The organism is Nonomuraea sp. NPDC049269, assembly GCF_043197155.1.
Taxonomy (GTDB): domain Bacteria; phylum Actinomycetota; class Actinomycetes; order Streptosporangiales; family Streptosporangiaceae; genus Nonomuraea.
This window is the reverse complement of sequence record NZ_JBICSO010000002.1, coordinates 1,243,558-1,270,260: the sequence shown is the minus strand read 5'-3', so window position 1 is coordinate 1,270,260 and position 26,703 is coordinate 1,243,558. Positions and strand designations below refer to the sequence as shown.

Genomic DNA, 26,703 nt, shown 5'->3' with positions numbered 1-26,703 from the left:
GTGCTGACGGTCACCGGGATCTCGCGCTCCTTCGGAGGCGTCTACGCCGTCGGCGACGTCTCGCTGAGCGTCGCGGAGGGCGAGGTGTGCGGGGTCATCGGGCCCAACGGCGCCGGCAAGTCCACCCTGTTCAACCTCATCACCGGCCATCTGCCCGCGGACCGGGGCGAGATCACCTTTCTCGGACGCCGGGTCGAGCGGCTGCCGCCCCACCGGCGGGCCCGGCTCGGCATGTCCATCGTCTTCCAGGGCGCCCGGGTGTTCCGCGGCATGACGGTCAGGGAGAACGTCATGGTCGGGATGCACAGCCGGACCCGGGCCGGGTTCGTCGCGGCGGCGCTGCGGCTGCCGCGGCATCGCGCCGACGAGCGCGAGATCGTCCGCGAGGCGGATCTCGCCCTGGACCGGGTGGGGCTGGCCGAGTGGGCGGACCGCGCCGCCGACCAGCTCCCGATCGGCCAGCAGCGGGCGCTGCAACTGGCCCGCGCCCTGTGCGCGCGGCCCAGGCTGCTGCTGCTCGACGAGCCCGCGTCCGGCCTGCGCGGCGGCGAGCGCGAACGGCTCGCGGCCCTGGTCGAGGAGCTGCGCGCGAGTGGGCTGACCATTCTGCTCATCGAGCACGACGTCGCGTTCGTGACCCGGCTCGCCGACCGCGTCGTGGTCCTCGACCTCGGGCGGGTCATCGCGGACGGCTCTCCGGCCGAGGTACGCGCGGATCCGCTCGTGCTCGCCGCTTATCTCGGACAGGCTTCATGATCGATGTCTCCGACCTGGTCGTCTCGTACGGCGCGGCCATCGCGCTCGACCACGTCACGCTCTCGGTGGCCCGCGGCGAGATGGTCGCGCTGCTCGGCCCGAACGGGGCGGGCAAGTCGACGCTGGCCAACACCCTGGCGGGCCTCCTCACCCCGGCGTCCGGCACGGTGCGGATCGGCGGCCGGCTGGCGCTCATCCCGGAGGGCCGCCAACTTTTTCCGGATTTGTCGGTCGCCGACAACCTCGCCCTCGGCGGCTGGCGCTCCGGTCTGCGCGACCCCTCCTCCGTCTACCGGCTGCTGCCCCAGCTGGCCGAGCTGTCCGGCAGGCGCGCGGGCGTGCTGTCGGGCGGTGAACAGCAGATGGTGGCCTTCGGCCAGGCCCTGATGTCGCGGCCCGACGTGCTCGTGGTCGACGAGCTGTCGCTGGGGCTGGCGCCGCTGCTCACCGCGAAGCTGGCGGGTCACCTGGTCGAGCTCAACCGGACGCTGGGCCTGACGGTGCTGCTCATCGAGCAGAACGCGCGGCTGGCCTTCGAGCTGTGCGAGCGGGCGTACGTCCTCGAGTCCGCCCGAGTGGTGGCCGAGGGCGCGTGCGCCGAGCTGGCCGACGACCCGCGCGTGGCCGGCGCGTACCTGGGTGGGGCGATCACATGAGCGCGTTCATCGGTTATCTGCTCAACGGGCTGGCCGTCGGGTGCGCCATCGCGCTCATCGCCAGCGGGCTGGTCACCATCTACCGGGTCACCGGGGTGGTCAACTTCGCCCAGGGCACCTTCGCCGTCGTCGCCGGGCTCTGCACCTCCTCGCTGCTGGGCCTCGGGGTTCCCCACGGGGTCAGCGAGGTGGCCGCCGTCCTGGTCGCCGCGCTCGCGGGGCTCCTGACCGGTCTGGCCGCCACCGGCAAACGGGACACCACTCCGTTGTCGTCGCTCATCATCACGCTCGGCGTGGGCGTCCTCGCCTACGCCGTGGAGATCGTCCTGTGGGGCGACCAGCCGCGCTCGGCCCCGGGCCTGGCCGGCTCCGTGACCATCGCCGGGGCTCATGTGCAGACCCAGCATCTGCTCGTCATCTCCGTCACCGCGGCGACGTTCGTCCTGCTCGTCCTCTTCTTCGGCCGCACCTACCTGGGCAAGGCGCTGACCGCGTGCGCCTCCAACCCCTACGCCGCCCGCGTGATCGGCATCGACACCCGGCTGATGGGGCTGCTGGCCTTCGCCCTGGGCGGGCTGCTCGGCGGCATCGCCGGAGTGCTGGTCACGCCGCTGCGGCCCATCTCGTTCGACACCGACGTCACACTCATCGTCAACGGTTTCGCCGCCGCCGTGTTCGGCGGGCTCACCCGTCCGGCCGTCGCTCTCGGCGGCGCGCTGCTGCTCGGGGTCGCCGAGACCATGGCGGCGGGGTACGGGTACGGGTCTCACCAGCTGGAGGTCGCCCTGGGTCTCATGCTCGTGGTCATGATCGTACAGGCGAGCCGCCGATCGACCATCCACCAGGAGGCGGTGTGAAACGGCCGGCCGTCGGGCTGCTGATCGCCGCCGTCACGCTCGTCCTGCCCGTCGTGCTGGACGACAGCTCGCTGGCCGTGTACATCCTGCTCGGCCTGGCGGCCATGGTCACGGTCGGGGTCTCCCTGCTCATGGGGTACGCCGGGCAGGTCTCGCTCGGCCAGGGCGCCTTCTACGCCATCGGCGCCTACACCGCCGCCCTGCTCGCGCTGAACGGCGTCCCTCCCCTGGTCGGGCTGGTCGCCGCTCCCGTCGCGGCGGCCGCGTTCGCCCTCGTGATCGGGACGCCGCTGCTGCGGCTCCGCGGCCACCACCTAGCCTTCGCCACCCTGGCCATGCAGCTGATCCTGCTCTCCCTGGCCGGGCAGCTCGACGTCACCGGCGGGGACATCGGGCTGCAGGCCATCCCGCAGTTCGGCGTCGGCTCGTTCGAGGCGGGCAGCGCGCCGGCGTACGCCTACCTGACATGGGCAGGCCTGGCGCTGGTGATGCTCGTGACGCACAACGTGATCACCTCCCGGCCGGGCCGGGCCCTGCGCGCCCTGGCCACCAGCGAGACCGCCGCCGCCTCCGCCGGCATCCCGGTCGGCCGCTACAAGCTCGTCGTCTTCGCGCTGTCGGCCGCCTTCGCCGGCCTTGCGGGCGGCATCTACTGCTTCTACACCGGGTACGTCGCGCCGGGGTCGTTCCCGGTGCTCATCTCGATCCAGTACATCGTCATGGCCGTCGTCGGCGGGCTGGGCACGGTCTGGGGAGCCGTGGTCGGGGCCACCGCGATCACGCTGCTGGTGCAGGGGCTCGACAGGGTCGCGAGCCTGCCGGGGATGCCCACGTACGCGCCGAGCGTGCTGTCGTACGCGGTCTACGCGCTCGTGCTCATCCTCGTCGTGCTTTTCCTGCCCCGCGGGCTGCTGCCCACGTTCACCCGGGCACGATTTAAAGATCGTTGAGAGTTACTCATCTGGCATACCAGTGAACCTCTAATAGGGCGCACTACGTACTTCGTGGCAATCGACTTTCCGGAGACGGCCATGAAGATCCGGTATCTAGCCATTTTCTTCGCATTATCCGGCGCCGCCGCATGTAGCGGTGGCGAACCCGCACAACCGGCTTTCGCGGGTGGCGCGGTGTCCTCTCCCGCGGCCTTCGCCCCGGTTCCCCAGGCCGAGGCCAAACGCATTCTCGGCGAGTACGAGCGCCTGGCGAAGCAGGCGGACTGGAAGTCCGCGGAAGCCGGGCTCTCGTTGCAAATGACCAACGCCGACAACCGGGTGAACGCGCTGCTCGGCGAACGCCCAGGGAAACGACCCGCCTTCACCAAGACGCGGTTCGCGATTCCGCCGAGCGGCGCCTGGTTCCTGGCCGAATACCAGACCGGGTCGGACTGGACGCAATTGATCTTCCAGAAGACCGCCGAAGGATGGCGGGTGGTCTCCGGCTCCGTGGCGCGGCCACCCGCCATCGCGACGGATCCCAACGGTCTCGCCACCGCCCTGAACGCCGACGAACGCGGTGACCTGGCCGCCTCCCCCCGGCAGGCGGCGGAGACGCACACGCGCCTGATGAGCACACTCGGCGAGGACGCGGCTGCCAAGCGAATGTTCGCCTCCGGTGACTACACCACCGAGCTCGTCGCCGGCCTGCGGAGCGACCGGCAGAAGGCGCGGGGCCAGTGGACGCTGAAATACCAGCCGCAGCTCGTACCGGAGATCTACGCGCTCAGGACGGAGGACGGCGGCGCCGTGGTCTGGTACGGCGTGCGCCAGCAGGACACCTACACCGCCCGCCCCGGCGCGGCGGAGCTGCGGCTGACGCAGCGCGGATGGGCGGCGCTGAGCCGCGGCGCGTTCTACAAGTCCAAGGTCACCATGAAGAGCGGCGCCATTTACGTCGCCGTCATTCCTCCGTCTCCTGGGAAGGTGCGGGTCATCAGTCAGTGGTTCTCGCCGTTCAGCATCAACGGATCATGAATTCAGCGCCTCGATCAGCCGCCCGCGCAGAACTTCCAGCTCGGCGATCTTCCCCTCCACATCGGAGAGCTTCCGGGCGATGACCCGCGCGCTGTCGGGACAGATGGGCCCGTCGGGGAGGCCCTCACCGAGGCAGGGCAGAAAGGCCCGAAGGTCGTTGGCGGTAAGGCCGAGTGAAAGCAGCGCCTTGATAGTGCTCACCTGGGTGACGGCCGCCTCGTCATACTCCCGGTAACCGTTCGGCGCCCGCCGGGGGTGCAGCAGGCCCTCCTGCTCGTAATAGCGCAGCGCCTTGATGGTGGTGCCTGCGCTGTTGGCCAGCTCTCCGATCAGCATTTTCTCACCCAGACGCACTCAGCCCACCGTCGACACGGATGACCGTACCGTTGAGATAACCGCCTTCCGGCTGTACCGCGTTCACGATCCACCAGGCGATCTCCTCCGGCCGCGCGATCCGCCCCAACGGAATCCGAGCCCGAAGCGACTCTCCCACGGCGGCGATCTCCTCGGCCGAGAACCCGGCGTTGCCGAGCACCGACGTCGATGTCACCCCCGGCGCCACGGACACGACCCGGATACCGCGCTCCGCGAGCTCGACCGCCCACGTGTGGGTCAGGAAATCGAGGGCCACCTTCGTGGACCCGTAAATCGAATTGTTCGCCCAACCATAGTGCGGCGGGTTGGACGTGACGTTGACGATGGTGCCCCCGTTCTCCAGGTACGGCAGCGCGCGTTGGGTGAGGAACACCGGTCCCAGGAGGTTCGTGGCGAGCTGCTCCTCGGCGATCTTCCTGTCGATCGCCTCAAGTGCCGCCGGACGAGTGATGGCGGCATTGTTGACCAGAGCGTCGATCCGGCCGAACGCGTCGAGCGCGGCGGCCACGATGGCGTCCGGGCCGTCCGGCGCGGCGACGTCGGCCACGAACATCCGGATGCCGGGACATTCCTCGGCGGCCGCCACCAGGGTCTCAGCCGTACGTCCGACGATGAGGACGTCGGCGCCCGCGGCGGCGAAACGCCGCGCCGTGGCCCGGCCTATCCCGGTACCGCCACCAGTGATGAGCACGGCCCGGCCGTGAAGGGTGTCTTCCATGGGCGGGACGCTAAACCCGGCCCCTGGGGTCAAGGTCAAGTGCGGAGCCCGCTCGTACGGGTTTGCGGCTGCGGCAAAATGTGTGCTATGGTCTGAACGTTGCAGTTGTGGTACCCATAAAGACTTGTGCGCACCTGACCTAGCATGAAGTTCAGGTGCGTTTTTTGTTTGCCGGTCATCTCCGGATGGGCTCATCAAAGCGACACAGGATCCGTAAAGTGCGGATCCCGTATCTGCAACCATCAGAAGGAGATTGATATGGCATCCGGAACCGTGAAGTGGTTCAACTCGGAAAAGGGCTTCGGCTTCATCGCGCAGGACGGCGGCGGCGCCGACGTCTTCGCCCACTACTCCAACATCATTTCGAACGGTGGCTACCGTGAGCTGACCGAGGGCCAGAAGGTGGCCTTCGATGTCGTCCAGGGCCAGAAGGGCCCGCAGGCGGAGAACATCGTTCCCGCCTGATCACGGCGCATGCCTTAGGTAGGGGCCCGCATCCGCATGGATGCGGGCCCTTACTGCGTTCAGCGGCCGGGAAATCACGACCGATATCCGATGTGGTGCAACAGGCTCCGCAGCCGGCGCTCGATCTGTGCCGCGGTCACGTCTTCTTCATGCTGGAGCAGGACGGAGCCGATCGAGCTGGCCAGGATCTCCCGGATGACACCGGGATCAGTGTCCGGCGGGAGGAGACCGGCGTCGATGGTCCGCTGCGCGATCTGCGTCAGGGCGTCCAGTCGTGGCTTCAGGTAGCGCTCGGTGTAGGCGGTCACCAGTTGCGGGTAGTCGACCGAGGCGCCGATGACACGTGCCATCAGCGCGCGAAAGCGGGGGCGGCTGAGGAGCTCGGCGATGGACGAGACCAGTTCGTCGATCGTCTGCCCGGCCGGGGCGGCGTCCATGTCGGAGGCACGGGCGTGCTCCAACGCGGCCATCAGGAGGTCGTCCTTGGCTCGCCAGCGCCGGTAGACGGTCAGTTTCGCCACGCCGGCGCGTTGGGCGACCGCTTCGATGCTGGTGCCCGCCGCGCCGCGTTCGATCAGCAGGTCCAACGCCGCGTCCAGGATGGCGGCGTCGTTTCCCGGGTCGCGTGGGCGGCCGTGGCGTTCTACGCGGGCCACAGCACCTGGTTCAGCCATGCCGTCAGTTTGTCGGGTGCCGGACGGCCACGCCAACCGATGTGCCCGTCAGGACGGATCAGCACCACGTCGGACGAGCCGCGCTCCACCGGGGTGAGCCCGACGACGAGGTCGGCACCCAGCAGCGCCGCGGCGGCCTCGACGTGGCGGCGGGCGACATCCTGATCGCCGGCCAGCACCACCCAGCGCCCGGAGATCGCGGCGTGCAGCGTGGTCCGGCCGCCGTCGAGACGTCGGCAGGTGAGGTCGGGCATCCGGTCGCCGGGACGCGGGCCCGGCATCCACCGATGCGCGCCCGGAGCCAGCGGACCGCCCCGGTAGCTGATGCCGAGCTGGGAGGCGGCCCGCCACAGCCGGCGCTGCACCGCGGGCAGGCGGACGACCGGCAGGACGACCTTGTCGCGCAGCAGGCGCTTCCACGGGTCGTGCGGCAGCATGATGCCCACGGCGGCGCTGGTGGCGCGGAGGACTTTGCGGGCCAGCGGTCGTCGTTCGCCCTCGTAGGTGTCGATCAGCCGCTGGTCGGCGCGGCCGCGGGCGACCAGCACCAGCTTCCAGGCCAGGTTCTCCGCGTCGCCCAGCCCGGTGTTCTGCCCCTGACCGCCAGTGGGGCTCTGGATGTGTGCCGCGTCTCCGGCGAGCAGGATCCGGCCGCGCCGGTAGGCGTCGGCGAGCCGACGGTGGATGCGGAACTCCGTGGCCCAGCGAATGTCCGTGACCGTGTCGAGGTCGACGCCGCTGCGGCGGGAGAGCTCGCTCAGCACCCGGTCGGTGATCTCCTTTTCGGAAAGTTGGTCCGGCAGGTCCGACGGTGGTTCGGTGAACACCCGCCAGGTGTCGTCGGGCAGCGCGGTGACCGACAGCATGTGACCGGCATCCATCCAGGTCGTGCTGCCGTTCCTGTCCCATGGCCACTGGGCCCGTACGTCCACCATGAGCAGGCGCTCAAGGAGTTTGCGGCCGGGAAAGCCGATTGCGGCGAGTTTGCGGACGGTGCTGTGCGCGCCGTCGCAGCCGATCAGCCAGTGGGTCTCGACGTGATGTTCGGCGCCGTCGGCGGTCTGGACGGTGGCGGTGACGCCCGCGTCGTCCTGCCGGGCGGCGACCAGCCGGGTGCCCCATTCGACGTGGCCGCCCAGTTCGGCCAGGCGTTGCCGCATGGTGCCCTCGACGTCGGCCTGTGAGATCAGCAGCGCCTGTTTCGGCTGGTCGGCGACGGCTTGGCCGACGTGGAACCGCAGTACGGTACGGGATCCCTCGTTGTAGGACATGTTGAGGGACGACTGGGAACGTTGTGGCAGCTCGCCGAGCGCGCCGATCCGTTCGAGGACCTCGACGCCGCGTGGTTGCAGGCCGAGGGCGCGGGAGGTGGTGGCGGGGGCGGGAGCGGCGTCGATGACGCGCACGGGGATGTCGTGCAGTGCCAGGTGGATGGACAGGGCCAGCCCGGTGGGGCCGGCGCCCACGATGAGTACGGTCATTTAGTAAACGATACGGTACCGATTACTAAGTCTTCAACGCGCTACCCTGTGCGACAATTGTCATAGTCAGGTCGCTTCAGTCTCCCCCCGTGAGCAGGACGATGGAGAGGGACGGCCATGGACATCAGGCCGCAGGCGGTCGTCATCCCGAAGGAGACCGACCGGCTGGAGCAGGGGAAGTACGGCCCCGTCTACCCGCGTAGCCCGGCATGTTACGGGTTCACCGTCATCGCGAAGGTCAAACCAGGCCGGGCCGATGCCATGCGAGAGTACGGCTCCACGCTCGCCAAGGCCCTGGAAGGCGATCCGTATCTCCTCGCGCCGCTCAAGCTGCACTACCTGCGCTGGGTGCTCTTCGACGACGACACGCGCTTCATGTACCAGGGGATCTTCGACACCGACTTCGACAAGTACACCGAGGACGCCATCGCGCTGTTCAGCAAGGCGGGCGTGAGCACGGCCTTCGAGAACCTCGAAGGCTTCCCCGAGGACTGGAGGACCAACCCCGAGGCGTTCATCAGGTTCGTCCGTGAGCATCACTGCCCGAGCTTCATCGAGTACGGCGAGTATCCGTACGTCACCGCGGACGAGATCAAAAAGGCTCTGCGGATCAAGAGCGCCCTGTCGGAGATGCTCGACCAGCTCCAGTGACGGCCCGGAGGCGAGATGAACGAGTTCAGAACGGCGCGGACCTACAACCAGAACCACGTACCGCGTCCCTACACTCCCGGCCGGCGGCGGTTGAGCATCTACGTCGCGTGGAGCTATCCAGCCGAGGCGGGCAGGAACCCGGCCGAGCTGGACAACCGGTTCTCCACGATGACCGAAGTGCGCCGCGTGACCTGGCCGGCCTACGAAGACCCGAAGTGGTCGGATCCGCTGCGGTTCCAGCAAGGCATCGCGGGCGGGCTGGAGCTGTTCTTCTGGGGCTGGCTGCCTTTCCAGCAGTTCGTCCAGGAGACCACCGGACATCCCGTACCCGTGTATCAACGCGTCGACCAGGCCGGATTCCACACCCCTCTGGACGAGCGGGTGCTGGCCGACACCGACACGATGTTCGTGTGGGGGCTGGACCACATGATCACCGGGCAGGACGCCACCTCCGCCGAGATCGAGGCGGTGCGTGACTTCCTCACCCGCGAAGGGACCTGCCTGGCCCTGGGGCCGCATCATGACGTGGGCGCGTCGGACGACCTGGCGGTGCGCGAGATCGAATATCGGCACCACGGTGACGCGCTGGTGCCCCGCCAGCAACGCTTCGGCAGGTACACCAGATCGCTGATCGCCGGTCTGGGGGTGCCCGTCGAGAACCGCTACGGCCTCCGTCCCGCGGTGACGGAAGGGAAGAAGAGCGCTCCTCTGTCCATCGCCCGGGATCTGGACACCAAGAGGTGGCTGGAAGGCGTGTCCAGCTTCAACTTCCACATGCACCTCCCCCACTACGCCGTGACCACCGACGACCCGAACGTCATCCATGTGCTGGGCAGACAGCCGATCGACCTGTCCAGACCGCACCCCTTCACGGAGGCCGGAAACACCGAGTTCAACATGTTCCTGTGGATGCCGCCCAGCGGTGACCGGGCCGGTGACGTGATCATGGCGGACACCACGATCTTCAGCTCGCTGTTCGGCGTCGACGAAAGCCTGCGCGCCTTCTGGAACAACATCGTCTCGGCGAAGTAGCGCGGGAAGAAGGCGGGTTTCCGTGAGCGAGCGAACCCCCGTCAAGCTCGAACTCGACGACATCCAGCGCGGGGTCCTCAGCCCCCGGCCGAGCCCGTACGCGGCGACCTACATCCTGTTCCGCATCGACGACCGCGACCGCGGACGGGAGCTGATGCGGCGGGTCGGCGCCGTGACGACCTCGGCCGCCGACACGGTGAGCCCACTGGGCGAGACCTGGGTCAGTGTCGCGCTCACCTATCACGGCCTGAAGGCGCTCGGGGTGCCGCGGGAGTCGCTGGAGACCTTCGCCTGGGAGTTCCGGCAGGGCATGGCCGCACGCGCCAAAGCGCTGGGCGACGTCGGCGAGAGCGCCCCCGAGCACTGGGAGGCGCCGCTGGGCACGCCCGAGGCGCACGTGGTGCTGGTGGCACTCGCTCCCGACAGCACGCACCTGGAGGCGGCCATCGACCGTGCCCGCCCGGCCTACGACGCCCTCCCCGGTGTGACGGCCATCTGGCGTCAGAACTGCCACGCGCTGCCCACCGAGACCGAACCCTTCGGCTACCGCGACGGCATCAGCCATCCGGCCGTCGAGGGCAGCGGCATCGCCGGATCCAACAAGCTGGAGGTGCCCCTCAAAGCCGGCGAATTCGTGCTCGGCTACCCCGACGAGCTCGGCGGCATCCAGACGCCGAAGCCCGAGGTGCTCGGCCGCAACGGCACCTACGTGGTCTTCCGCAAGCTCCACCAGCGCGTCGCCCTGTTCCGGCGCTACCTGAAGGACAACGCCACCAGCCCCGAGGACGAGGAACTCCTGGCCGCCAAGATCATGGGCCGCTGGCGCAGCGGCGCGCCTCTGGCGCTCTGCCCCCTGCACGACGATCCCACGCTCGGCGCCGACCCGTACCGCAACAACAGTTTCCTGTACGCGCAGGACGATCCGGCCGGCTTCGCCACTCCCGGTGGCAGCCACATCCGACGGGGCAACCCCCGGGACGCGGCGGTGGCCGGAGTGCCGAGGCTGCACCGAATGATCAGACGCGGCACCGCCTACGGCCCGCTGCTGCCCGAGGGCGTCCTGGAAGACGACGGGGCCGATCGCGGGCTGATGTTCGCCTTCGTCGGGGCGCACCTGGGGCGGCAGTTCGAGTTCGCCCAGTCCGAATGGATGAACGACGGCGTCTTCTTCGGCGCGGGCGACGCGCGGGATCCCGTCATCGGTGCCCACGACGGCTCCGGCGATTTCACCATTCCCCGGCGTCCCGTACGGCGACGCCTGGTCGCGCTGCCGCGGTTCGTCGTCACGCGCGGCGGCGAATACTGCTTCATGCCGGGACTGACCGCGCTGCGCTGGCTGGGTGACCTCACAGACTGAGGACCTGGGATCCACATGAACACACTTCAGTTGCTGTTCAACGCCGTCACCGTTGTCTTCATAGCGGCCACCATGTTCGCCGCCGGTCTCGCGACCACCCTGCCGGCGCTGTGTACCGTCTTCACCGACCTCCCGCTGCTCCTGCTGGTACTCCTGGCCAACCTGGTGTGCGTCCCGCTCCTCGGCTGGGGTGTCGCCGCGCTGTTCGGCTTGCCCGCGGCCTCGTTCATCGCGCTGCTGCTCGTCGCGTCCTCACCTGGCGGACCGTTCGGCGCGAAACTCGCCATGGTGCAGAACGGCGACGTGGTCGCCGGTGCGGCGACGCAGGTGCTGCTGGCCGCCATCGGCAGCGTCACCTTCGGGCCGACGGTCAATGTCATCCTCAAGACCGCGAACGTGGGTGGTGGGGTCTCGCTCGACGTCGCGACGCTGATGCTGACCGTGGCGGTCCTCCAGCTCGTACCGTTCGCCGTCGGGTTGATCGTCCGCCATTACGCCGCGTCCACGGCGCAGGCGTGGCATCCCGTGGCCGCCGTGGTGTCGAACGTGACGTTCCTCGTCGTGCTGGTGGGCATGCTGGTCGGCAACTGGCGGGCCGTCATCGCGCTGATCGGCTCACTCACCCTGCTCACGGGCTTCGTCTTCGCCATCATCGTGTTCGCTCTCGGCACGGCCCTGGCCACCGGACCTTGGCCCCGCCGCACCACCCCGGTGCGCGGCCTGGTTTTCGGCCTGGCCGCCGGGCTGGCGATGGTGATCCTGATGTGGCTCACCGTCGGTTCCGTCGTTTCCACCCTCGTCGCCGGGGCCGTCTCCGCGCTCGCGGTCGGCCTCGCCCACGGCACCGCGTCGGGGTTCGCCGCCTGGGCGGAGGCTCCGACCCCGGAGGGGCAGGCCAGCACCCCACTGACCAGTTGGCGAGCCGACCGGACGCTCAACCTCGTCCGCGCCGGCACGATCGGCTTCAGTGCCGCCCTGACGGGCGGCCTGGCAGCCGGGCTCGCAGCCGGGCTCACCGAGACCCCCGCGTTCGGGTTCTCGGTCGGCCTTGTGTACGCGCTCGCCTTCGGTCTCACCGCCGGGCTCGCGGCCGGGCATCACCACGCCTGGATGGCGTACCTGATCGCTACCATCCGTCTTGCCCTGGCCGGTCGGCTTCCCCGCAAGCTGATGCTGTTCCTGGACGACGCGCACCGCCTCAGCCTGTTGCGCGCGGTCGGCCCGATCTACCAGTTCCGGCACGCCGAACTCCAGGACCATCTGGCCGCCGCTTATCGCGCATCGGAACCTACGGGCTGAAGGCTCAGTAGCCCGCAGGCGCCGGCCAGTGGCGCTCCACCCCGATCTTGTCCAGCTCCCCGGTGAACTCCTCCAGCAGCGCCTCCCGCTCCCTGACCTCTTGCGGTTCCACCCCCCGACGCAGGCAGTACGCCGCCAGATGGCCCGCGACCTCACCCACGTTCCACTCCACCGGGTGCAGGCGGAAACACCCGTTGGAGATGTGCGTGGTGCCGAGGTTCTTCCCCGCGGGCAGCAGGTTGCGCATCGTGACCGGAAGCAACGCGCCGAGCGGGATCTCGAAGGGCACGCTGGCGATGTCGATGTAGTTGTCCCCGCCGGTCGACGGGTGCAGGTCGATGCGGTACGCGCCGACCCCGACGGAGTCATGGTGCCGCGGCGTGCCGCGGTCACCGACGATGGCCCTGGAGACGTGGTGCTCGGTGACGGTGGTGACCGCGCGGATGCGCCTCGACTCCCTGACGTAGGCGGACTTCGCCAGCCCGTCGGCGGTGCCGACCACGTCGTGGCGGAGCCGGAGCCCGGGGAAACCGGTGCCACCGTCAGGACGGGGCGCTTCGGTCTGGAGCCAGTACAGCAGGGACAGCGACAGCTGCTTGGCCTCCCGGTGCGCCAGCGCGGCCGTGTCGGCATCCACCTCGATGATCGGGCGTAGCCAGTAGTCGTTCAGCGGCCAGTTGACCAGAGTGATGTCGGAAGCGGCGAAACCGGGCTCGAACAGGTCGCGGGCGAGGATCCTGCGGAACATCCACAGGTCCTTGTCCCCTGATTGGGCGCTCTGGTCGGCCAGCACTCCGCGGGGGTCACCGGGCGGGTTGGGGTCGAACCAGCGGGCTTCGGGCTCCAGGGTGCGTGGGTCCGGTGCGCTGAAGCCGAGCAGCGGCCCGGGCCAGAAGCCTGGCCGGTAGTCGCGCCAGAATCCGTAGTCCACCGGCCGGTCGATGACGTGGTTCTCACCCTCGTGGTGCGAGACGGCGAAGCAGTAGGTGATGCCCTGCATGTTCAGCGGCTGATACTCCTCCGGCGCGTGCGGCTCGTCGTGCTCGCTCCTGGCCTCCGCGCCCGTGACGTACTCCGTCTTCGCCAGCGGCAGCAACTCGCCGGTCTCCGTCGCGTCGAGGACATAGGCGGCGGCGATGGTGTGCGAGTCGCCGGAGCGGGTGTCCAGCAGCGTGACGGCCCTGACGCGGTCGCCGTCCACCTCGACGTCGACGGGGCGGTGTTCCAGGAGGACGCGCAGCCGCCCGGCGGCCAGGTGGGGAGCCAGCATGGCCTTGAGGATCGCCAGGGAGACGCGCGGCTCGTGGCACAACTTGCTGACATATCCGGCGCCGGGGTTCAGCTCGCGCCAGCGCCGTGCGCCGCCGGTCATGGGGTACCAGTGCCGGTAGTAGTCGCGGATGGAGCCGCGCACGTCACGATAAGTGGCGGTGGCTCCGTAGCTCTCGATCCACGGGTGCTCGTCAGGGGGTACGGCCTGCGCGGTGAGCTGGCCACCGATCCAGTCCGTCTCTTCGGTGAGGACGACGTCGTGGCCCGCGCGGCAGGCGGCCAGGGCTGCGGCGACGCCGCCGAGCCCACCGCCGACGATGAGGATGTCGGTCATGGGTGGTGCCTTTCCAAGGGCTAGCGGGGAGGTGCCGCGGTCTCGCCTGGCTCCAGCTCGCAGGCCATGAGCTGGTGCCTGAGGACCGTACGGTCTCCCGCGATGAGTTTCGTGAGCAGCCGGACAGCCGCGGCCCCCATCTCGCGACGGGGTACGGCGAAGCCGGTGAGACCTGCCGCGCGGTCGCGAGGGTCGCCGAGCGTGGCCAAGGAGAGGTCGTCAGGGAAGCGGAGACCCGCGCGCTCGGCGGCCACCAGGAGGGCGCGGTGGGCGGCGTCGGTGTCGGTGGCCTCGGTGACCATCGCGGTGACGCCCTGCTCGCGCCAGGCGCGCAACCGCTCAGGGGTCAGGTCGGTGCCGTCGGTGCGCACCACCGCGGCCGCCAGCCCGCATTCGTCCATGCCGCTCCTGAAGCCCGCCTCCCTGTCGACGGAGGTGATCGCCTCGTCGGCTTCGCGCACGTACAGGATGCGCTCGTGGCCGAGCCCCGCCAGGTGCCGCACCACGGCGGCGCTCGCGGAGACGTAGTCAGCGCCGACGTAGGGCAGGCGGTCGCCGAACTCGTCGTGCCGCCCTATGTAGACGACGGGCAGATCGGTGGCCAGCAGGCGATCCATTTCCGGCACGGGCAGGTGCCTGCCCAGGAACAGGCAGCCGTCGGCCAGCCGTACCCGGTTGAGCACCTGGGCGTGCGGGCGCTCGCCCGTGATGCTGGAGGCGATGAACATCAGCAGGTCGTAGCCCTGCGCCGCCGACTCCTCCTCGATGCCCACCAGGAACGGGTAGTAGGCGTGGGACATCTCGGTGGGGAAGGTCGAGGTGAAGGTGTAGAGACCGAGCAGGTTGTTCTGCCCGGCCGCCAGGCGGGTGGCGATCGGGTCGGGCATGTACCCGAGCTGCGCGGCGGCCTCCATGACCTTGCGCTGGGTCTCCTCGGCGATCCCCACGGCGGCGGCGCCGCCGCCGAGGATCAGCGACACGGTCGGCTGCGAGACGCCGGCCAGTCGAGCGATGTCCGCCTGACGAGGGCGACTCATGGCATATCCCCCAAAAAGTAGTAGATCACGGAGCCTCGATCCCGCCGTCCGGCCTGCGCACCTGTGCGGCCCACCGCTCGTGCAGGTGCGTCTCCGGCTGATATCGCCTGGCGGCGTCCTCATCGAGGTCGATACCCCAGCCGGGCCGGTCGGAGGGGGCGATGTAGCCGTTGACCGTCCGCAACGTTCCCGGGAACACCTCGTGCACGGTCTCCGGGTAGACGTGCGCCTCCTGGATCCCGAACGCGGGGCTGGTGACGTCGAGTGTGACGTTGGCCGCGGCACCCACCGGCGACACGTCCGGCGGCCCGTGCCAGGCCGTCCGTACCCCGGTCAGCTCGCACAACGCGGCGAGCTTGCGCACGGGCGTCAGCCCGCCGACGGCCGAGACGTGCAGGCGCAGGTAGTCGACGCCACCGGAGGTGATGAGACGCGCCGCGTCGGTCACCGAGGAGACCAGTTCGCCGGAGGCGATCGGCATCGGCGCCGCCGCCCGCACCTCGGGCAGCCGGTCGAAGTGCTCGGGCGCGAGCGGGTCCTCCAGGAAGAACAGCCGGTACGGCTCCAGCGACCGCGCGAGCACCACGGCCTCCTTCGGCGTGAGCCGGTTGTGCGCGTCGTGCAGCAGGCCGAGCTCATCACCGAGAACCTCGCGGGCGCGCTCGAACAACCGCGGCGTGGTCCGCAGGTAGTGACCGACGTCCCAGCCGTCAGGATGGGGGCTGCCGGGATACCCGCCGGGCGTGCCGACGCCGCCGTACGTGCCGAGCCCCGGCCCGCCCGCCTGCAGCCGCACGTAGCGGTAGCCCTTCTCGGCGAGCGCGGCGGCCCGCTCGATCGACTCCTCGATCTCGCCACCGCGAGCCCCGGTGTAGACGGCGGCTGCCGCCCTGACCCGCCCGCCCAGCAGCTCGTACACCGGCACACCGAAACGCTTGCCCGCGATGTCCCACAACGCCTGGTCGATGCCGGACAGCGCGTTGTTGTGCACCGGCCCGCCCCGCCAGTACGAGGAGAAGTGCAGCATCCGGCCGATGTCCTCGATATCGGCCGGATGCCGGCCGATGACCATGGGCGCGACGTGCTGCTCGATCGCGGCGACCACGGCGTGGAAGCGTTGGGTGAAGGTGGCGCAGCCCAGGCCGTACAGGCCGGGCTCCGAGGTGTCGACCCGCACGACGACGAGCGGCACCCCGCCCGGGGCGGTGACGATCGTGCGCACACCGGTGATGCGCAGCCCGTCCCTGGCCTCCCACGGCGCCTGCGTCTCCGGCATGATCATGATTGTCGCTCCTCTGGAAACGGATGCGAGGCGGTGAACCCGAGCAGCCGCCTGGCCGGTTCGAGATCGATGGCCACCGTTCTGCCGGGAAACGCCGTACGACACGGCACGCCGGGGTGGTGTGTCGCGAGCAACTCCTCGGTGGGAGTCGTCACGAGCGTCTCGGGCGCGGCGACGAAGACGACCGGCGCGCCGTGCAGCGGAGCCGTCAGCCCGAGCAGACAGGCGCGCGCGGCGTCGCGCAGGTCGAGGTAGCTCCACACCTCCGCGGCCCCGGCCGCGGGCTCCCTGGCCAGCCGCTCCGCGCGCGCGGCGAGCCTGGCCCGGTCGCCGAGGAACGGGAAACGCAGCGCGACGACGGTCATGCCGTGCCGCCGGTGCATCATCACCGCCGTGGCCTCGTCCACCTGCTTGGACAGCGCGTACGGATCCTCGATCCGCAACGGCGTCAGCTCGTCCAGCGGCAGATACGGCGGGCTCGGGCGCGACCTGGCGAAGGGCAGACCAGTGATCGACAAGCTGCTGGCGATCACGGCTCGCCGTACCCCCTGCTCCCCCGCCTCGTTCAGCACGACGAACGTCGCCAGCGTGTTGGCCGAGAACACCACCTCGGGCGCCGCCACCTCGGGCGAGGCCAGCGCCGCCGTGTGGACGACGGCGTCGGCCCCTTCGAGGGCCGAGCGGACGGCGGCCGGATCACGGGCGTCGCCCACGACGACCCGCTCCGCCGCCAGCGGGCCGGGATCCTCCGCGACGAGCGCGGTCACGGCGATGTCCCGCGAGGCGAGTTCGGTCAGTACGGCGGAACCGAGGCGGCCGGCCGCACCGGTGACCAGGACCCTCATCCCTTCAGCCCCGTGAAGGCGATGCCCCGGATGATCTGCCGCTGGAACAGCAGGAACACCACAACGGGCGGGATGATCGCGATCAGCATCCCGGCGATGAGCAGGGCCTGGTCCGAGGTGTCCGCGAGCCGGGGCAGGGCCACCGCCAGCGGCTGGCTCTCGGTGTCGGTGAGGGCGATCATGGGCCAGAGGAAGTCCTTCCACGCGTTCATGACAGCCAGCAGTGATACCACGGCCAGGATCGGACGCGACATGGGCAGCACCAGCCGGGTGAAGATCCGCCACGGCCCGGCGCCGTCGAGGCGCGCCGCCTCGAACAGCTCCTTGGGGATACCGTCGAAGAACTGCTTGACCAGCAGGACGTTGAAGGCGTGTGCCCCTGCGGGCAACCACACCGACAGCGGGGTGTTGGCGATGGACAGGTCCAGGACGGTCAGGTACAGCGAGACCATCGAGACCGTGCCAGGCAGGAACAGCGTCGCAAGGACCGCGCCATAGACGTACTTGCCGTAGGAGGGCCGCAGGACCGACAGGGCGTAGGCGCCTGTCGTCGCGACGAACAGCTGCGTGAACCAGGAGCCGCCGACGAGTACGACGGTGTTCGTCAGGTAGTGGCCGACCTCCAGGGTCGTCCACGCCTCCGCCAGGTTCGACCATCGCACGTCGGCCGGCCACAGGGCCAGCGGCCGGCGCAGCGACTCCTGGGTGGAGGAGATCGCGCCCTTGAAGATCCAGTAGATCGGCCCGGCACCCTCCAGGACCAGGGCCACGATGAGCAGCACCTGGGTGGTGCCCAAGCCGAGGCGCATCCCGCGCCTTTCGGTGTCGGAGATCACTCCTCTCACTTCGTCCCCCACGTTCTGGTGAGCCGCAGGTATACGGCCGACAGCACCGCCAGCACCACGGCCAGGCTCACGCTCAGCGCCGCCGCCGTGCCGTAGTCGCCGTTGACGAAGGCGTACCTGTAGATCAACAGCAGCACCGTGACCGTCGAGTCCTCCGGCCCGCCGTCGGTCAGCACGAACGGCTCGGTGAACACCTGGAAGGTGCTGATCACCTGGAGCAGCAGCATGATCAGCAGGATGGGCCGCAGTTGCGGCAGCGTCACGTGCCACAACCTGCGCCACACCGACGCCCCGTCCAGTTCGGCCGCCTCGTACAGCTCGGTGGGCACGCCGGACAGCGCGGCCAGGTAGATGAGCACGGCGCCGCCGGCGCCCGCCCAGGTCGCCTCCAGGACCAGGCTCGGCATCGCCATGCCCGTGGACTGCAACCAGGGGTACGGTCCCAGCCCGGCCAACCCGAGCAACTGGTTGAACAGGCCGGAGTCCGGGTCGTAGAACCACTTCCACATCAGCACGGCCACCACCGGCGGCACCACCACCGGCAGGTACACCAACACCCGCATCAACCCGGAGCCGCGCCGCAACTCCGACATCAGCACCGCCAGGAAGATCGGCAGCGGGAAGCCGATCAGCAGGGCCAGACCGGTGAACAGCAGCGTGTTGCGCACCGCCATGCCCAGCAGGGGGTCGGCGAGCAGGGTGCGGAAGTTGTCCAGGCCCGCGAACGTCGCCGCCTCGACCAGGTTGGTCCGCTGGAAGCCGAGCACCACGCTACGGATGATCGGCCACCACGAGAACAGGCCGAAGACCAGCACCGTCGGGATGAGGAACAGCGCGGCCGCGACGCCTTTGGACCGGGTCACTGTGCTTTCTCGAGCAGCGGCGCGACTCGCGCCGCCGCCTTGGTCAGCTCGTCGCGCGGGTCGGCGTCCTTACGGGTCAGAACGGCCTGCACGGCGGTGTCGAGCGCGCCGTACAGGTCCTGGGCGGCGACAGGGGGCTCGACGACGTACTCCAGCTTGTCGGTGTCCTTCACGTAGGGCGCGAAGTTCGACACCGGGATGTTGGCGTGCTTGGCGATCGCGGCGTTCACCGGGCCCGCCACCGACACGCCGTAGAACGGCAGCGTGGGCAGGGCGACGGCCAGCTTGTCCGCCGCGTTGGCCACGGCCAGTTGCTCGGCGGCCGCCGGGTCGTAGTTGGGCTTGAGGTAGTAGAAGTCGATCCACTTCACCGCGGCGGCTCGCTGCGCGGCTGTGGCTTTGGCGTTGACGGCCGCCACCAGGCCGCCCAGCAGCGTCGCCTTGCCCGCACCCTGCTGCGGCAGCGCCGCGATGCCGAAGTCGTCCGGCTTGCCGGAGTAGAGGGTGGTGTAGCGGTTGTAGCTGTTCACGGTGCCGATCAGCATGCCGATCTTGCCGGCGGCGAAGTCGCGCTCCGCGTCCTGCTGGGTGCGCAGGTGGTTGGCGCCCATGGAGTCGTCCTGCCACCGCATCGCGGACAGGTGCCGCAGCGCCTCCTCCGCCGGGCCGTCCAGGAGGGAGGACACGTACTTGTCGCCCTCCTGCTTCTCCATCCGCCCACCGAAGGAGTAGGTCATCGCGGTCAGGATCCAGCCGCCGGTGTTCTTGACCGTCATCTGCGTGTATCCGGTCGCACCCGTCCCGGCGATCTTCTTGGCCGCCGCCCTGACCTCGTCCCACGTGGCCGGTGGCCGGTCCGGGTCGAGCCCCGCCTTGGTGAACAGGGCGCGGTTGTAGACCAGGCCCAGCGCGTACTCGGTGACGGGCAGGCCGTAGACCTTGCCGTCCGCGCCGGTCGCCGGGGCCAGCGCGCGCGGGTCGAAGTCTCCCGCGTGCGGCAGGCTCTTGATCTCGGCGCTGAGGTCGGCGACCTGGCGCCGGGCGATGAGCCCCGGCGGCTCGGTGAGCGGCACGGTCAGCACCGTCTCCGCGTTGCCGCCAGCCAGCCTGGTCGCGAACGTCCTGGCGTCCCACTGCGTGTCGGTCGGTTTGATCTTGATGGTGGGGTTGGCCTTCTCGAACGCGGCGACCGCGTCGAGGAACTGCTTGCGGGTCTTGGCGGCGGTGGTGGGAGGCATGCCCGCCACGGTGATGGCGGTCTTGCCCGAGTCCTCACCCGACGAGCCGGACGAGCAGCCCGCCGTCGCGGCGGCGAGCACGAGCGCCCCCGCCATCCACCTTCTGGAGGCTGATACATCCATGGCGACTCCTCTGGCCTAATGCGGATTAGGTGGCATCTAATCCGCATTAGGAGACGGTGTCAAGGCGTTACCGCCAGATTACGTGATGCGCACAAATCACCCTTGACACTCTCGTTTCAGCCGGAGTACACATCTCCCTAATCCGCATTAGGTCGACAGGGAAGAGATCTTCATGTCTGACATCCCCCGACGCCGCTTCCTCGGCGGAGCCGTAGCCGCCGGACTCGCAGGAGCGTTGCTTCCCACGGCCCCGGCCAAGGCCGATACCCCTTCGATCTCCGCTGACGGCATCACGCTGACCGCCGGCACCGACGGCGGCATCACCGTCCGCGACGGCGGCGGCGTCGAACGGGTCAGGCTCACCGGGTTCATGACCAAGGACTCCGTCACCGGCATCCAGCGCACCACCGGCGGAACGCCGTCGCTCGTCACACTCCAGGACGGCACGCAGGCCATCCAGGTCGACTACACGCTCCCCACCGCGGCCGGGGGAATCACCGTCCGCGGCGTCTTCCGCGTCGCGCCGCACCGCGCGAAGCTCCGTTGGGAGGTCGCCGGCTCGACCACGCTGATCCCGGCCGGTTTCATGCTCGGCCGCGCCGTCGTCTCGCCCTCGGCGCCCGAGTCCTTCGCCGCGTTGACGACATGGAACCGCGATGCCGGGGGCGGAGTGCCGTACGAGAGCAATGCCGGGGTCGTCTACCAGGAGACCTGGGCCGACACCCGCGCCTACTTCCGGCTGGCCACCACCACCCCTGCCTGGACCAACGCCACCTGGATCCACGCGCCGGGCACCGGGACGGCGAGTGCGGCCGTGACGGAGGCCGACCTGGTGCTCGGCTCGATGCGACCGGCCGCGGGCGGCACCATGGGCGCGGGCCTGCCCCTCGGCGTTGAGGTCTGGACCGACCAGCCCTTCTCCCTCTGGGACGCCGGCGGCCAGGCCATGGCCCTGCACGCGGAGGTGGCCAACGGGGGAAGCGCCGCCCGCAGCGTGAAGCTGTCGTGGTGGGCGCGCGACTTCGACGGCAGGACGCTGGCCAAGGGCAGCGTGACCGGCACGGTCGCGGCGGGAGCCACGTGGAAACAGACCTTCACCGTCACCTCACCACCCCGCGGGATCGTGTTCACCGAGGTGAAGGCCACCGCGGGCACGGACAGCGCGTTCGCCCGCACCAACCTCGCCGTCCTGCCGCCGCATACCTATCAGGCGGGCGCCGACAGCATGTTCGGTATCGCCAACTACCCCTGGCTGCTCAAGCCGGACGCCGCCGCCGTCGTGGGACTGATGAAACGCCTGGGCATCCAGCGGGTCCGCATCTCCTACGACGGCGGGCCGGGCCTGCCGCCCGCCACCCTCGACGCGGCGGGGATCGGTCACAACATCGAGCTCGCCGGGATCCCTCTGGGCGGAACCGCCGCCGAGGTCACCGCCTGGGCCGACACGAACACGCAGAAGGCGATCAGCTCAGGTGCCGGCTACTTCGAGGTCGCCAACGAGGTGAACAAGCCGTGGATGAGCGGCGAGACCGCCGCCGCCTACGTACGGGACGGCTTGCGCCCGGTACGCGACCGGCTCACCGCCGCGGGGGCGCCCACCAAGGTGCTCAACGCCGGTCTGGCCGGTATGGACCATGTCTGGACCAAGAACTTCCACGATGCCGGCGGCTGGGACCTCATCGACGGGTTCGCCTTCCATCCAGGCAGGGGCAACTTCACGCCGGACTACGCGCCGCCTCCTGAGGAGTGGACGCAAGGCGGCAACGGCTCCTACTGGAACTTCCTCGGCGGCCTGCGCAAGGCCCGCGAGACGATCGCGGAGTACGGGCACAAGGAGTTGTGGCTGACCGAGGCCTACGCCTGCACGAAGCCGAACAGCTGGTGGCACGACACCTACCGGCAGGCCGCGGAGAACGTCCTGCTCACCCTGGCGCTGGCCATGGCCGAGGGGGTGCGCTGCGTGAACTGGTATCAACTGCACGACAGCGTCCTCGGCAAACCGCAGCTGGCCGACCCGGCCAACCCCGAGTACCACTACGGCCTCATGAACCGCGACACCAGCGCCAAGCCGTCCATGCTCGCCTACGCCACCGCCGCACAGGTGCTGGACCAGGCGACGTTCGTCCGCTGGCTGAAGCCGGCCGACCCCGACCTGAAGGGGCTGCTGTTCAACACGCCGGAAGGACCCGTCTCCATCCTGTGGAGCAGGAAGGACGGCTACCTGCTCAACACCGATCACGCGCCGGACTCCACCTGGTTCGCCGCGCCGGAACCGTGGGTGGACGGCTGGCCGACCAAGACGGAGCTCAAGGTGGCCGCAGGCGGGAGCTCGGTCAGGGAGCTCGACTGCATCGGCAGGGAACGGCGGCTCACCGCCCGCGACGGCAAGGTCAAGGTCCACCTGGACGGCGCCCCGCGTATCTACTACGGCTTGACGGAGACACCTGACCAGCTGCCCTGAGAGCACCATCTTGCCAGGGGGTCTGCCGACGAATTACGGTCAAGGCCGTTATCTTCTCATCGGAGGCCCCATGCGCATCCTCGCCGTTGCGTTAGCCATTGCACTCTCCCTCACATCTCCGGTCAAGGCCGAAACCGCTGCAGCCGCACCTCCGACAGGCTGTGGCTTCCAGAGTCTGGGCACTCTGCCGCTCACCGGCGCCACCACCGCGGGCACCGCGCGCGACCGCGACCGCGTCTACTCGGTCACCTCCAGCGCGTCCGGCCCCGCCATGCTCGGCATCAGGAACGCGGCGGACGCCGCCCTGATCGCCGAGCGGCCGCTGCCGTACGCGCTCGGCTCCTGGGCCGTCACCGTGGCCCCCGATCACTCCGTCTACGTCGGGAGCTACAACGCCACGGCCGGGGCCATGGGCCGGCTCTTCCGCTACGACCCCGCCACAGACCTGGTCAGCGAACTGGGCATCGCCGTGCCGGGCGAGACGTTCGTGTGGACTGTGGCCGCCAGCCCGGACGGCTCGGCCGTCTATGGCGGCACCTCACCCAACGGCCGGCTCTTCCGCTACGACACGGCCACCGGGAAGATCGCGGACCTGGGCAGCCCGGTGCCCGGCGAACAGTACATACGCGACCTCGCCATCGCCAAGGACGGCACGATCTACGCGGGCATGGGCGCCGCGAGCATGAAGGTAGCGGTGCTCAAGCCCGACGGCACCCTGATCAAGGTGATCGACCCACCGATCGACGGCAGCGGCTACGCCTACGACCTCGACGTCGTGGCCGGTCACCTCCTGGTCCGCTTCACCACCTCCACCGGCACCAACCCCATGGGCGTCTACGACCTGGTCAGGAACCGGTGGCGCGACGTGGTGGACGACGTCGACAGCCTCACCGTCGGCGGCGGGGCGCACGGACACCAGGTCTACCTGTTCCAGGGCGAGGAGCTTGCCGTCTACGACATCAGGCGCAAGAAGACCACCAGGCTCGGCTTCACCGACTTCGGCGGCGGCGCCGCCCGGCCGCTGGGCTGGATGGGCCGCACGCTCGTCGGCACCTCCTCCACCGGCCGCATGTGGCACTACGACCGCAAGAGCGGCCGGGGCAGGTTGTTCGACTCCACGCTGACCGGCCAGCCCGTCTCTATCAGGTCGATGGGGATCGGCCCCGACGGCCGCGTCTACGCGGGCGGCTTCTTCACCGGCGGCCTGGCCGCCTACGACCCCGCGACCGGCGCGTCACAGTTCTGGCCGAACGTCGGTCAGAGCGAGGGCATCGTCACCCACAAGGGCAAGCTCTACCTCGGTGTCTATCCCGGCGCCCGCATCTACGAGTTCGACGGCACCGAACCCCGGCTGCTGCTCGGCCTCGCCGACCAGGAGCAGGACCGGCCGTTCGCGATGGTCTCGGCCGGCGACTGGCTCGCCTTCGGCACCGTGCCCAAGGCCGGCACGGTCGGCGGCGCGCTGGGACTGCTCGACCCCGCCACCGGCAAGTCGGTGATCAGGCGGAACCTCATCCCCGGCCAGAGCATCATCGCCCTGGCCTACCGCGACGGCGTCCTGTACGGCACGACCTCGGCGTTCGGCGGCACCAGCACGCCCCAGGGCGACGCCGCCCACGCCTTCGCCTACGACATCGCCACCGACACCCTCAAGTGGACCAGCACCCCGGTGCCCGGCGATCTGTCGCTCGGCTCGATCACCTTCGACGGTGAAGGCAAGCTCTGGGGGCTCTCACCGGACACGCTCTTCGAGCTCGATCCGGCCACGGGGACGGTCCTGCGCACCGTGAAGCACCAGACCTACCCCTGGTCCACCGCCACGCAGGTCTGGCTCGACACCAACATCGAGCTGGGCCGCGACGGCATGCTGTACGGCAAAGTGCAGGGCAAGGCCTACCGGATCGACCGGGCGGCGATGACGCTCACGCTCATCGCCCGCCCGATCTCGATCCTGCTCAAGGGCCCGGACGAACACCTGTATCTGTCACGCTTCGAGAACTTCTATACCTACCGGCTCTGCGGCTGATATTTGAACAGCCGCGGGCCCTCGGCGAAGTAGACGTCTCCGGACCTGTGCACCGCGAGCTGGTGCACAGGTCCCTGCCGCAACACCGTCCGCCGCCCGGTGACCGGGTTCAGCGCGAACACCTCCGTCCCCGCGTGCGCGCCGTAGAGCAGACCGTCCACCCGGTTGAGGGCCAGGGCCCCGCTCGCGCTCGTACTCGACGAGAGGGTGATCGTGGAGACCACCTTGCGGGCCGCGACGTTCACCCTGAACACCTCGCCGCCCGCGATGCCCCACAGCCGTCCGAGGCGGTCGAAGGTGAGCGCCGGGATGGCCGGCTTGCCCGGCGCCGGGACGATCTCCCACAGCAGCCGGTCTTCCCGGACCGACCAGGCGAACAGCTTGGCCTCGGGCTGTGTGGGCGGGGTGGCCGACTGGCCGCTGTAGATCGAGGTGCCGCCGTAGACGACGCCGTCGCGGTAGGCCAGCGACACGATGCTCTGGTCCTGGATCACATTGCGCCGGGCGTACTTCAGCGCGCCCTTCTTCGGATCCCACACCGCCAGCACCCCGCCGAGGTTGCCGAGGTCGGGCATCGTGCCGGCGACCAGGTAGCGGCCCGCCGACACCAGGGCGCGCGGCCTGATCTGTTTGTCGGCCGCGAGGTCGAACAGCCTGGCCGGGTTGGGCTCCGGTCCCGGCTCCGGGCTGGGTGAGTACTCGGTGCTGTTCCACGGCAGCGCGGGGTCGTAGGCGTAGACCCTGGCCTCGGGGTAGGCGCCGACGTACAGTTTGCCGGCGTGCGCCGTCATGGCCTCGCTCTGGGAGAAGGTGTGGAACTCGGTCCGCTCCCCCGTCCTCGGGTCGAGCGCGGCGAACCCGCCGTTGAGGAAACCGCCGGTGTAGACGCGGCCGTCCGGGCCGTCGGCGATGGCCGTGATGTCGATCGGCTCGCCCTGGATGCCGGTCTGAACGAACGAGCGCGCGCCGGTCTGCGGGTTGTAGCGGAACATCAGCCCCCGCCACAGCAGCCCGACCAGGCTCTTGCCGGGGTAGTCGGGCAGGCCCAGCTCCGCCCAGCCGATGCCCCTGGTGTTCGCCACCCGTCCCGTGAACGGCATGCCGGTCCCCGTCACCGTACGAGTGCGCGGGTCGTAGCCCACCAGCTCGCCGGCCTTGACGAAGTAGACGCGGCCCTGATCGTCCGGCGGCGACACGTCGAGGCCGTGGGCCGACTCGATGGCGTCCGTCCAGGTACGAGCGGCGATGTCCCACACGTGCAACGGCCCCGGGAAAGCGCCCCCGAACCTGACGTAGAGGAAGCCTCCTGCGGCGTTGACGTCGTAGGCCCACTTGCCGGCGGGGTCGAGCCCTGGCGGGTCGGGCAGCCGTTCGGCCACGCCCGTGGCGGCGTCCACCTCGAAGACGGCCGCCGGACCCTCCGTACCCGCGTAGATCTTGCCCTTGGCGTAGGAGACGCTGCGGACGTAGGCGTGCGCCGGAGACAGCCGGCCGTAGTCGCGGACGCCGCCGGCCGGGTCGTAGCCGAACAGCCGGCCGCCCGGTGACGTGCCGCCGTAGACGGTCGCGCCCTCGCCGGCCGCCACTGACCAGATGAAGTTCTCCGATGGCAGGGGGCGGCCCAGGTCGGCGACGCCGCTCTCGCGGGTCCAGCGGTAGAGGCGGCCGTCACCGTACGTACCGGCGTAGAGGCTGCCGTCCGGCGTCGCGTCCACCGCCCAGGCCCCGGCGGCGCCCGGCAGGTCGAACCGGCCGCTTTCGTCGCCGGTGGCCGGGTCGACGGCGTTGAGGTGGGCGGGAGTGCCCGAGGAGGCACCCCAGAGCACCGTGCGGCCTTCGGGGCCTGGAGCCACGACGCCGCCGAGGAGGAGCACGTCCTGCAGCGGGACACCGAGATCGGTCACCTTGCCCACACCCGCGTTGACGGGGGCCGCCACACCCAGGAGCGTGGTGACGGCGATCCCCGCCACCACGATTCGCCTTATTAAGGTCATGACCGAAATCTAAGAATCAGGCGAGGGACCGTCAAGGGAATGGCATTACGGTTCCGCCCGTATCAGCGCTGTGGCCCGGGGACGACTCCGCT

24 protein-coding genes are annotated in these 26,703 nt (G+C 69.7%); 12 read left to right on the top strand and 12 right to left on the bottom strand.

What is annotated here, in order from left to right; all coding sequences use genetic code 11:
• From ACGFNP_RS16025 to ACGFNP_RS16005, 5 genes are all read left to right on the top strand, one after another.
• Positions 1–756, top strand: a complete 756-nt coding sequence (locus tag ACGFNP_RS16025; RefSeq protein ID WP_393319099.1) for an ABC transporter ATP-binding protein — start codon at positions 1–3, stop codon at positions 754–756.
• A complete protein-coding gene (locus tag ACGFNP_RS16020) occupies positions 753–1,412 on the top strand; it encodes an ABC transporter ATP-binding protein (RefSeq protein WP_393319096.1) in 660 nt (219 codons plus the stop codon). Before ACGFNP_RS16025 ends, ACGFNP_RS16020 begins: the two co-directional genes overlap by 4 nt.
• The gene (locus tag ACGFNP_RS16015; protein WP_393319093.1) at positions 1,409–2,269 is read left to right on the top strand and encodes a branched-chain amino acid ABC transporter permease; all 861 of its coding nucleotides are present in this window, start codon (positions 1,409–1,411) and stop codon (positions 2,267–2,269) included. The genes ACGFNP_RS16020 and ACGFNP_RS16015 overlap by 4 nt, the downstream gene beginning before the upstream one ends.
• Positions 2,266–3,219 carry a branched-chain amino acid ABC transporter permease gene (locus ACGFNP_RS16010; protein ID WP_358340756.1) on the top strand — a complete coding sequence of 318 codons (954 nt, stop codon included), beginning with the start codon at positions 2,266–2,268 and terminating at the stop codon, positions 3,217–3,219. The genes ACGFNP_RS16015 and ACGFNP_RS16010 overlap by 4 nt, the downstream gene beginning before the upstream one ends.
• Positions 3,220–3,396: 177 nt before the next feature.
• Positions 3,397–4,239 carry a hypothetical protein gene (locus ACGFNP_RS16005; RefSeq protein ID WP_393319090.1) on the top strand — a complete coding sequence of 281 codons (843 nt, stop codon included), beginning with the start codon at positions 3,397–3,399 and terminating at the stop codon, positions 4,237–4,239.
• On the opposite strand, the gene ACGFNP_RS16000 is transcribed toward ACGFNP_RS16005, so the two are convergent.
• Together ACGFNP_RS16000 and ACGFNP_RS15995 are read right to left on the bottom strand one after the other, a co-directional pair.
• Positions 4,234–4,575, bottom strand: coding sequence for a MerR family transcriptional regulator (locus ACGFNP_RS16000; protein WP_393319087.1), 342 nt, complete (start codon positions 4,573–4,575; stop codon positions 4,234–4,236). The genes ACGFNP_RS16005 and ACGFNP_RS16000 overlap by 6 nt on opposite strands.
• A 4-nt stretch (positions 4,576–4,579) precedes the next feature.
• Positions 4,580–5,332, bottom strand: coding sequence for an SDR family NAD(P)-dependent oxidoreductase (locus ACGFNP_RS15995; protein WP_393319085.1), 753 nt, complete (start codon positions 5,330–5,332; stop codon positions 4,580–4,582).
• Positions 5,333–5,590: 258 nt separating this feature from the next.
• On the opposite strand from ACGFNP_RS15995, the gene ACGFNP_RS15990 reads away from it, so the two are divergent.
• Positions 5,591–5,797: a cold-shock protein gene (locus ACGFNP_RS15990; RefSeq protein ID WP_219534776.1), complete on the top strand. Its 207-nt coding sequence runs from the start codon at positions 5,591–5,593 to the stop codon at positions 5,795–5,797.
• Positions 5,798–5,871: 74 nt separating this feature from the next.
• Here the strand turns inward: ACGFNP_RS15990 and ACGFNP_RS15985 are convergent, their stop codons facing one another.
• Both ACGFNP_RS15985 and ACGFNP_RS15980 read right to left on the bottom strand, forming a co-directional pair.
• A complete protein-coding gene (locus ACGFNP_RS15985; RefSeq protein WP_358340764.1) occupies positions 5,872–6,471 on the bottom strand; it encodes a TetR/AcrR family transcriptional regulator in 600 nt (199 codons plus the stop codon).
• A complete protein-coding gene (locus tag ACGFNP_RS15980) occupies positions 6,441–7,952 on the bottom strand; it encodes an FAD-dependent monooxygenase (protein WP_393319080.1) in 1,512 nt (503 codons plus the stop codon). Before ACGFNP_RS15980 ends, ACGFNP_RS15985 begins: the two co-directional genes overlap by 31 nt.
• 117 nt (positions 7,953–8,069) lie before the next feature.
• Here ACGFNP_RS15980 and ACGFNP_RS15975 point away from each other — a divergent pair, with 117 nt between their 5' ends.
• From ACGFNP_RS15975 to ACGFNP_RS15960, 4 genes are read left to right on the top strand one after another with little or no spacing between them, the layout of a single operon-like run.
• The gene (locus ACGFNP_RS15975) at positions 8,070–8,603 is read left to right on the top strand and encodes a hypothetical protein (protein WP_358340768.1); all 534 of its coding nucleotides are present in this window, start codon (positions 8,070–8,072) and stop codon (positions 8,601–8,603) included.
• Positions 8,604–8,618: 15 nt separating this feature from the next.
• Positions 8,619–9,635 carry a hypothetical protein gene (locus ACGFNP_RS15970; protein ID WP_358340770.1) on the top strand — a complete coding sequence of 339 codons (1,017 nt, stop codon included), beginning with the start codon at positions 8,619–8,621 and terminating at the stop codon, positions 9,633–9,635.
• Positions 9,636–9,657: 22 nt separating this feature from the next.
• The gene (locus tag ACGFNP_RS15965) at positions 9,658–10,992 is read left to right on the top strand and encodes a Dyp-type peroxidase (protein WP_393319075.1); all 1,335 of its coding nucleotides are present in this window, start codon (positions 9,658–9,660) and stop codon (positions 10,990–10,992) included.
• 15 nt (positions 10,993–11,007) lie between these two features.
• Entirely contained in the window at positions 11,008–12,291 is a 1,284-nt protein-coding gene (locus tag ACGFNP_RS15960) for a bile acid:sodium symporter family protein (RefSeq protein ID WP_393319072.1), read from the top strand.
• Positions 12,292–12,295: 4 nt separating this feature from the next.
• On the opposite strand, the gene ACGFNP_RS15955 is transcribed toward ACGFNP_RS15960, so the two are convergent.
• The 7 genes from ACGFNP_RS15955 to ACGFNP_RS15925 are packed head-to-tail and all read right to left on the bottom strand — an operon-like array spanning position 12,296 to position 20,130.
• Complete coding sequence (locus ACGFNP_RS15955) at positions 12,296–13,897, bottom strand: FAD-dependent oxidoreductase (RefSeq protein ID WP_393319069.1); 1,602 nt, start codon at positions 13,895–13,897, stop codon at positions 12,296–12,298.
• Between the two features lie 20 nt (positions 13,898–13,917).
• Positions 13,918–14,934 carry a LacI family DNA-binding transcriptional regulator gene (locus ACGFNP_RS15950; RefSeq protein WP_393319066.1) on the bottom strand — a complete coding sequence of 339 codons (1,017 nt, stop codon included), beginning with the start codon at positions 14,932–14,934 and terminating at the stop codon, positions 13,918–13,920.
• Between the two features lie 25 nt (positions 14,935–14,959).
• Positions 14,960–16,216, bottom strand: coding sequence for an enolase C-terminal domain-like protein (locus tag ACGFNP_RS15945; protein ID WP_393319063.1), 1,257 nt, complete (start codon positions 16,214–16,216; stop codon positions 14,960–14,962).
• On the bottom strand, positions 16,213–17,061 hold the full coding sequence (locus ACGFNP_RS15940) for an NAD-dependent epimerase/dehydratase family protein (protein WP_393319060.1): 849 nt from the start codon (positions 17,059–17,061) through the stop codon (positions 16,213–16,215). Before ACGFNP_RS15940 ends, ACGFNP_RS15945 begins: the two co-directional genes overlap by 4 nt.
• Positions 17,058–17,870, bottom strand: a complete 813-nt coding sequence (locus ACGFNP_RS15935; RefSeq protein ID WP_358340783.1) for a carbohydrate ABC transporter permease — start codon at positions 17,868–17,870, stop codon at positions 17,058–17,060. Before ACGFNP_RS15935 ends, ACGFNP_RS15940 begins: the two co-directional genes overlap by 4 nt.
• A gap of 32 nt (positions 17,871–17,902) precedes the next feature.
• Positions 17,903–18,769 (bottom strand): sugar ABC transporter permease, encoded by an 867-nt coding sequence (locus ACGFNP_RS15930; protein WP_358340785.1) that lies wholly within the window; start codon positions 18,767–18,769, stop codon positions 17,903–17,905.
• Positions 18,766–20,130, bottom strand: a complete 1,365-nt coding sequence (locus tag ACGFNP_RS15925) for an extracellular solute-binding protein (protein WP_358340786.1) — start codon at positions 20,128–20,130, stop codon at positions 18,766–18,768. The genes ACGFNP_RS15930 and ACGFNP_RS15925 overlap by 4 nt, the downstream gene beginning before the upstream one ends.
• A gap of 172 nt (positions 20,131–20,302) precedes the next feature.
• On the opposite strand from ACGFNP_RS15925, the gene ACGFNP_RS15920 reads away from it, so the two are divergent.
• Together ACGFNP_RS15920 and ACGFNP_RS15915 are read left to right on the top strand one after the other, a co-directional pair.
• The gene (locus tag ACGFNP_RS15920; RefSeq protein ID WP_393319055.1) at positions 20,303–22,591 is read left to right on the top strand and encodes a hypothetical protein; all 2,289 of its coding nucleotides are present in this window, start codon (positions 20,303–20,305) and stop codon (positions 22,589–22,591) included.
• Positions 22,592–22,661: 70 nt separating this feature from the next.
• The gene (locus ACGFNP_RS15915; protein WP_393319052.1) at positions 22,662–24,617 is read left to right on the top strand and encodes a hypothetical protein; all 1,956 of its coding nucleotides are present in this window, start codon (positions 22,662–22,664) and stop codon (positions 24,615–24,617) included.
• Here the strand turns inward: ACGFNP_RS15915 and ACGFNP_RS15910 are convergent.
• Positions 24,599–26,611, bottom strand: coding sequence for a hypothetical protein (locus tag ACGFNP_RS15910; protein ID WP_393319049.1), 2,013 nt, complete (start codon positions 26,609–26,611; stop codon positions 24,599–24,601). The genes ACGFNP_RS15915 and ACGFNP_RS15910 overlap by 19 nt on opposite strands.
• Positions 26,612–26,703: the final 92 nt, after the last annotated feature.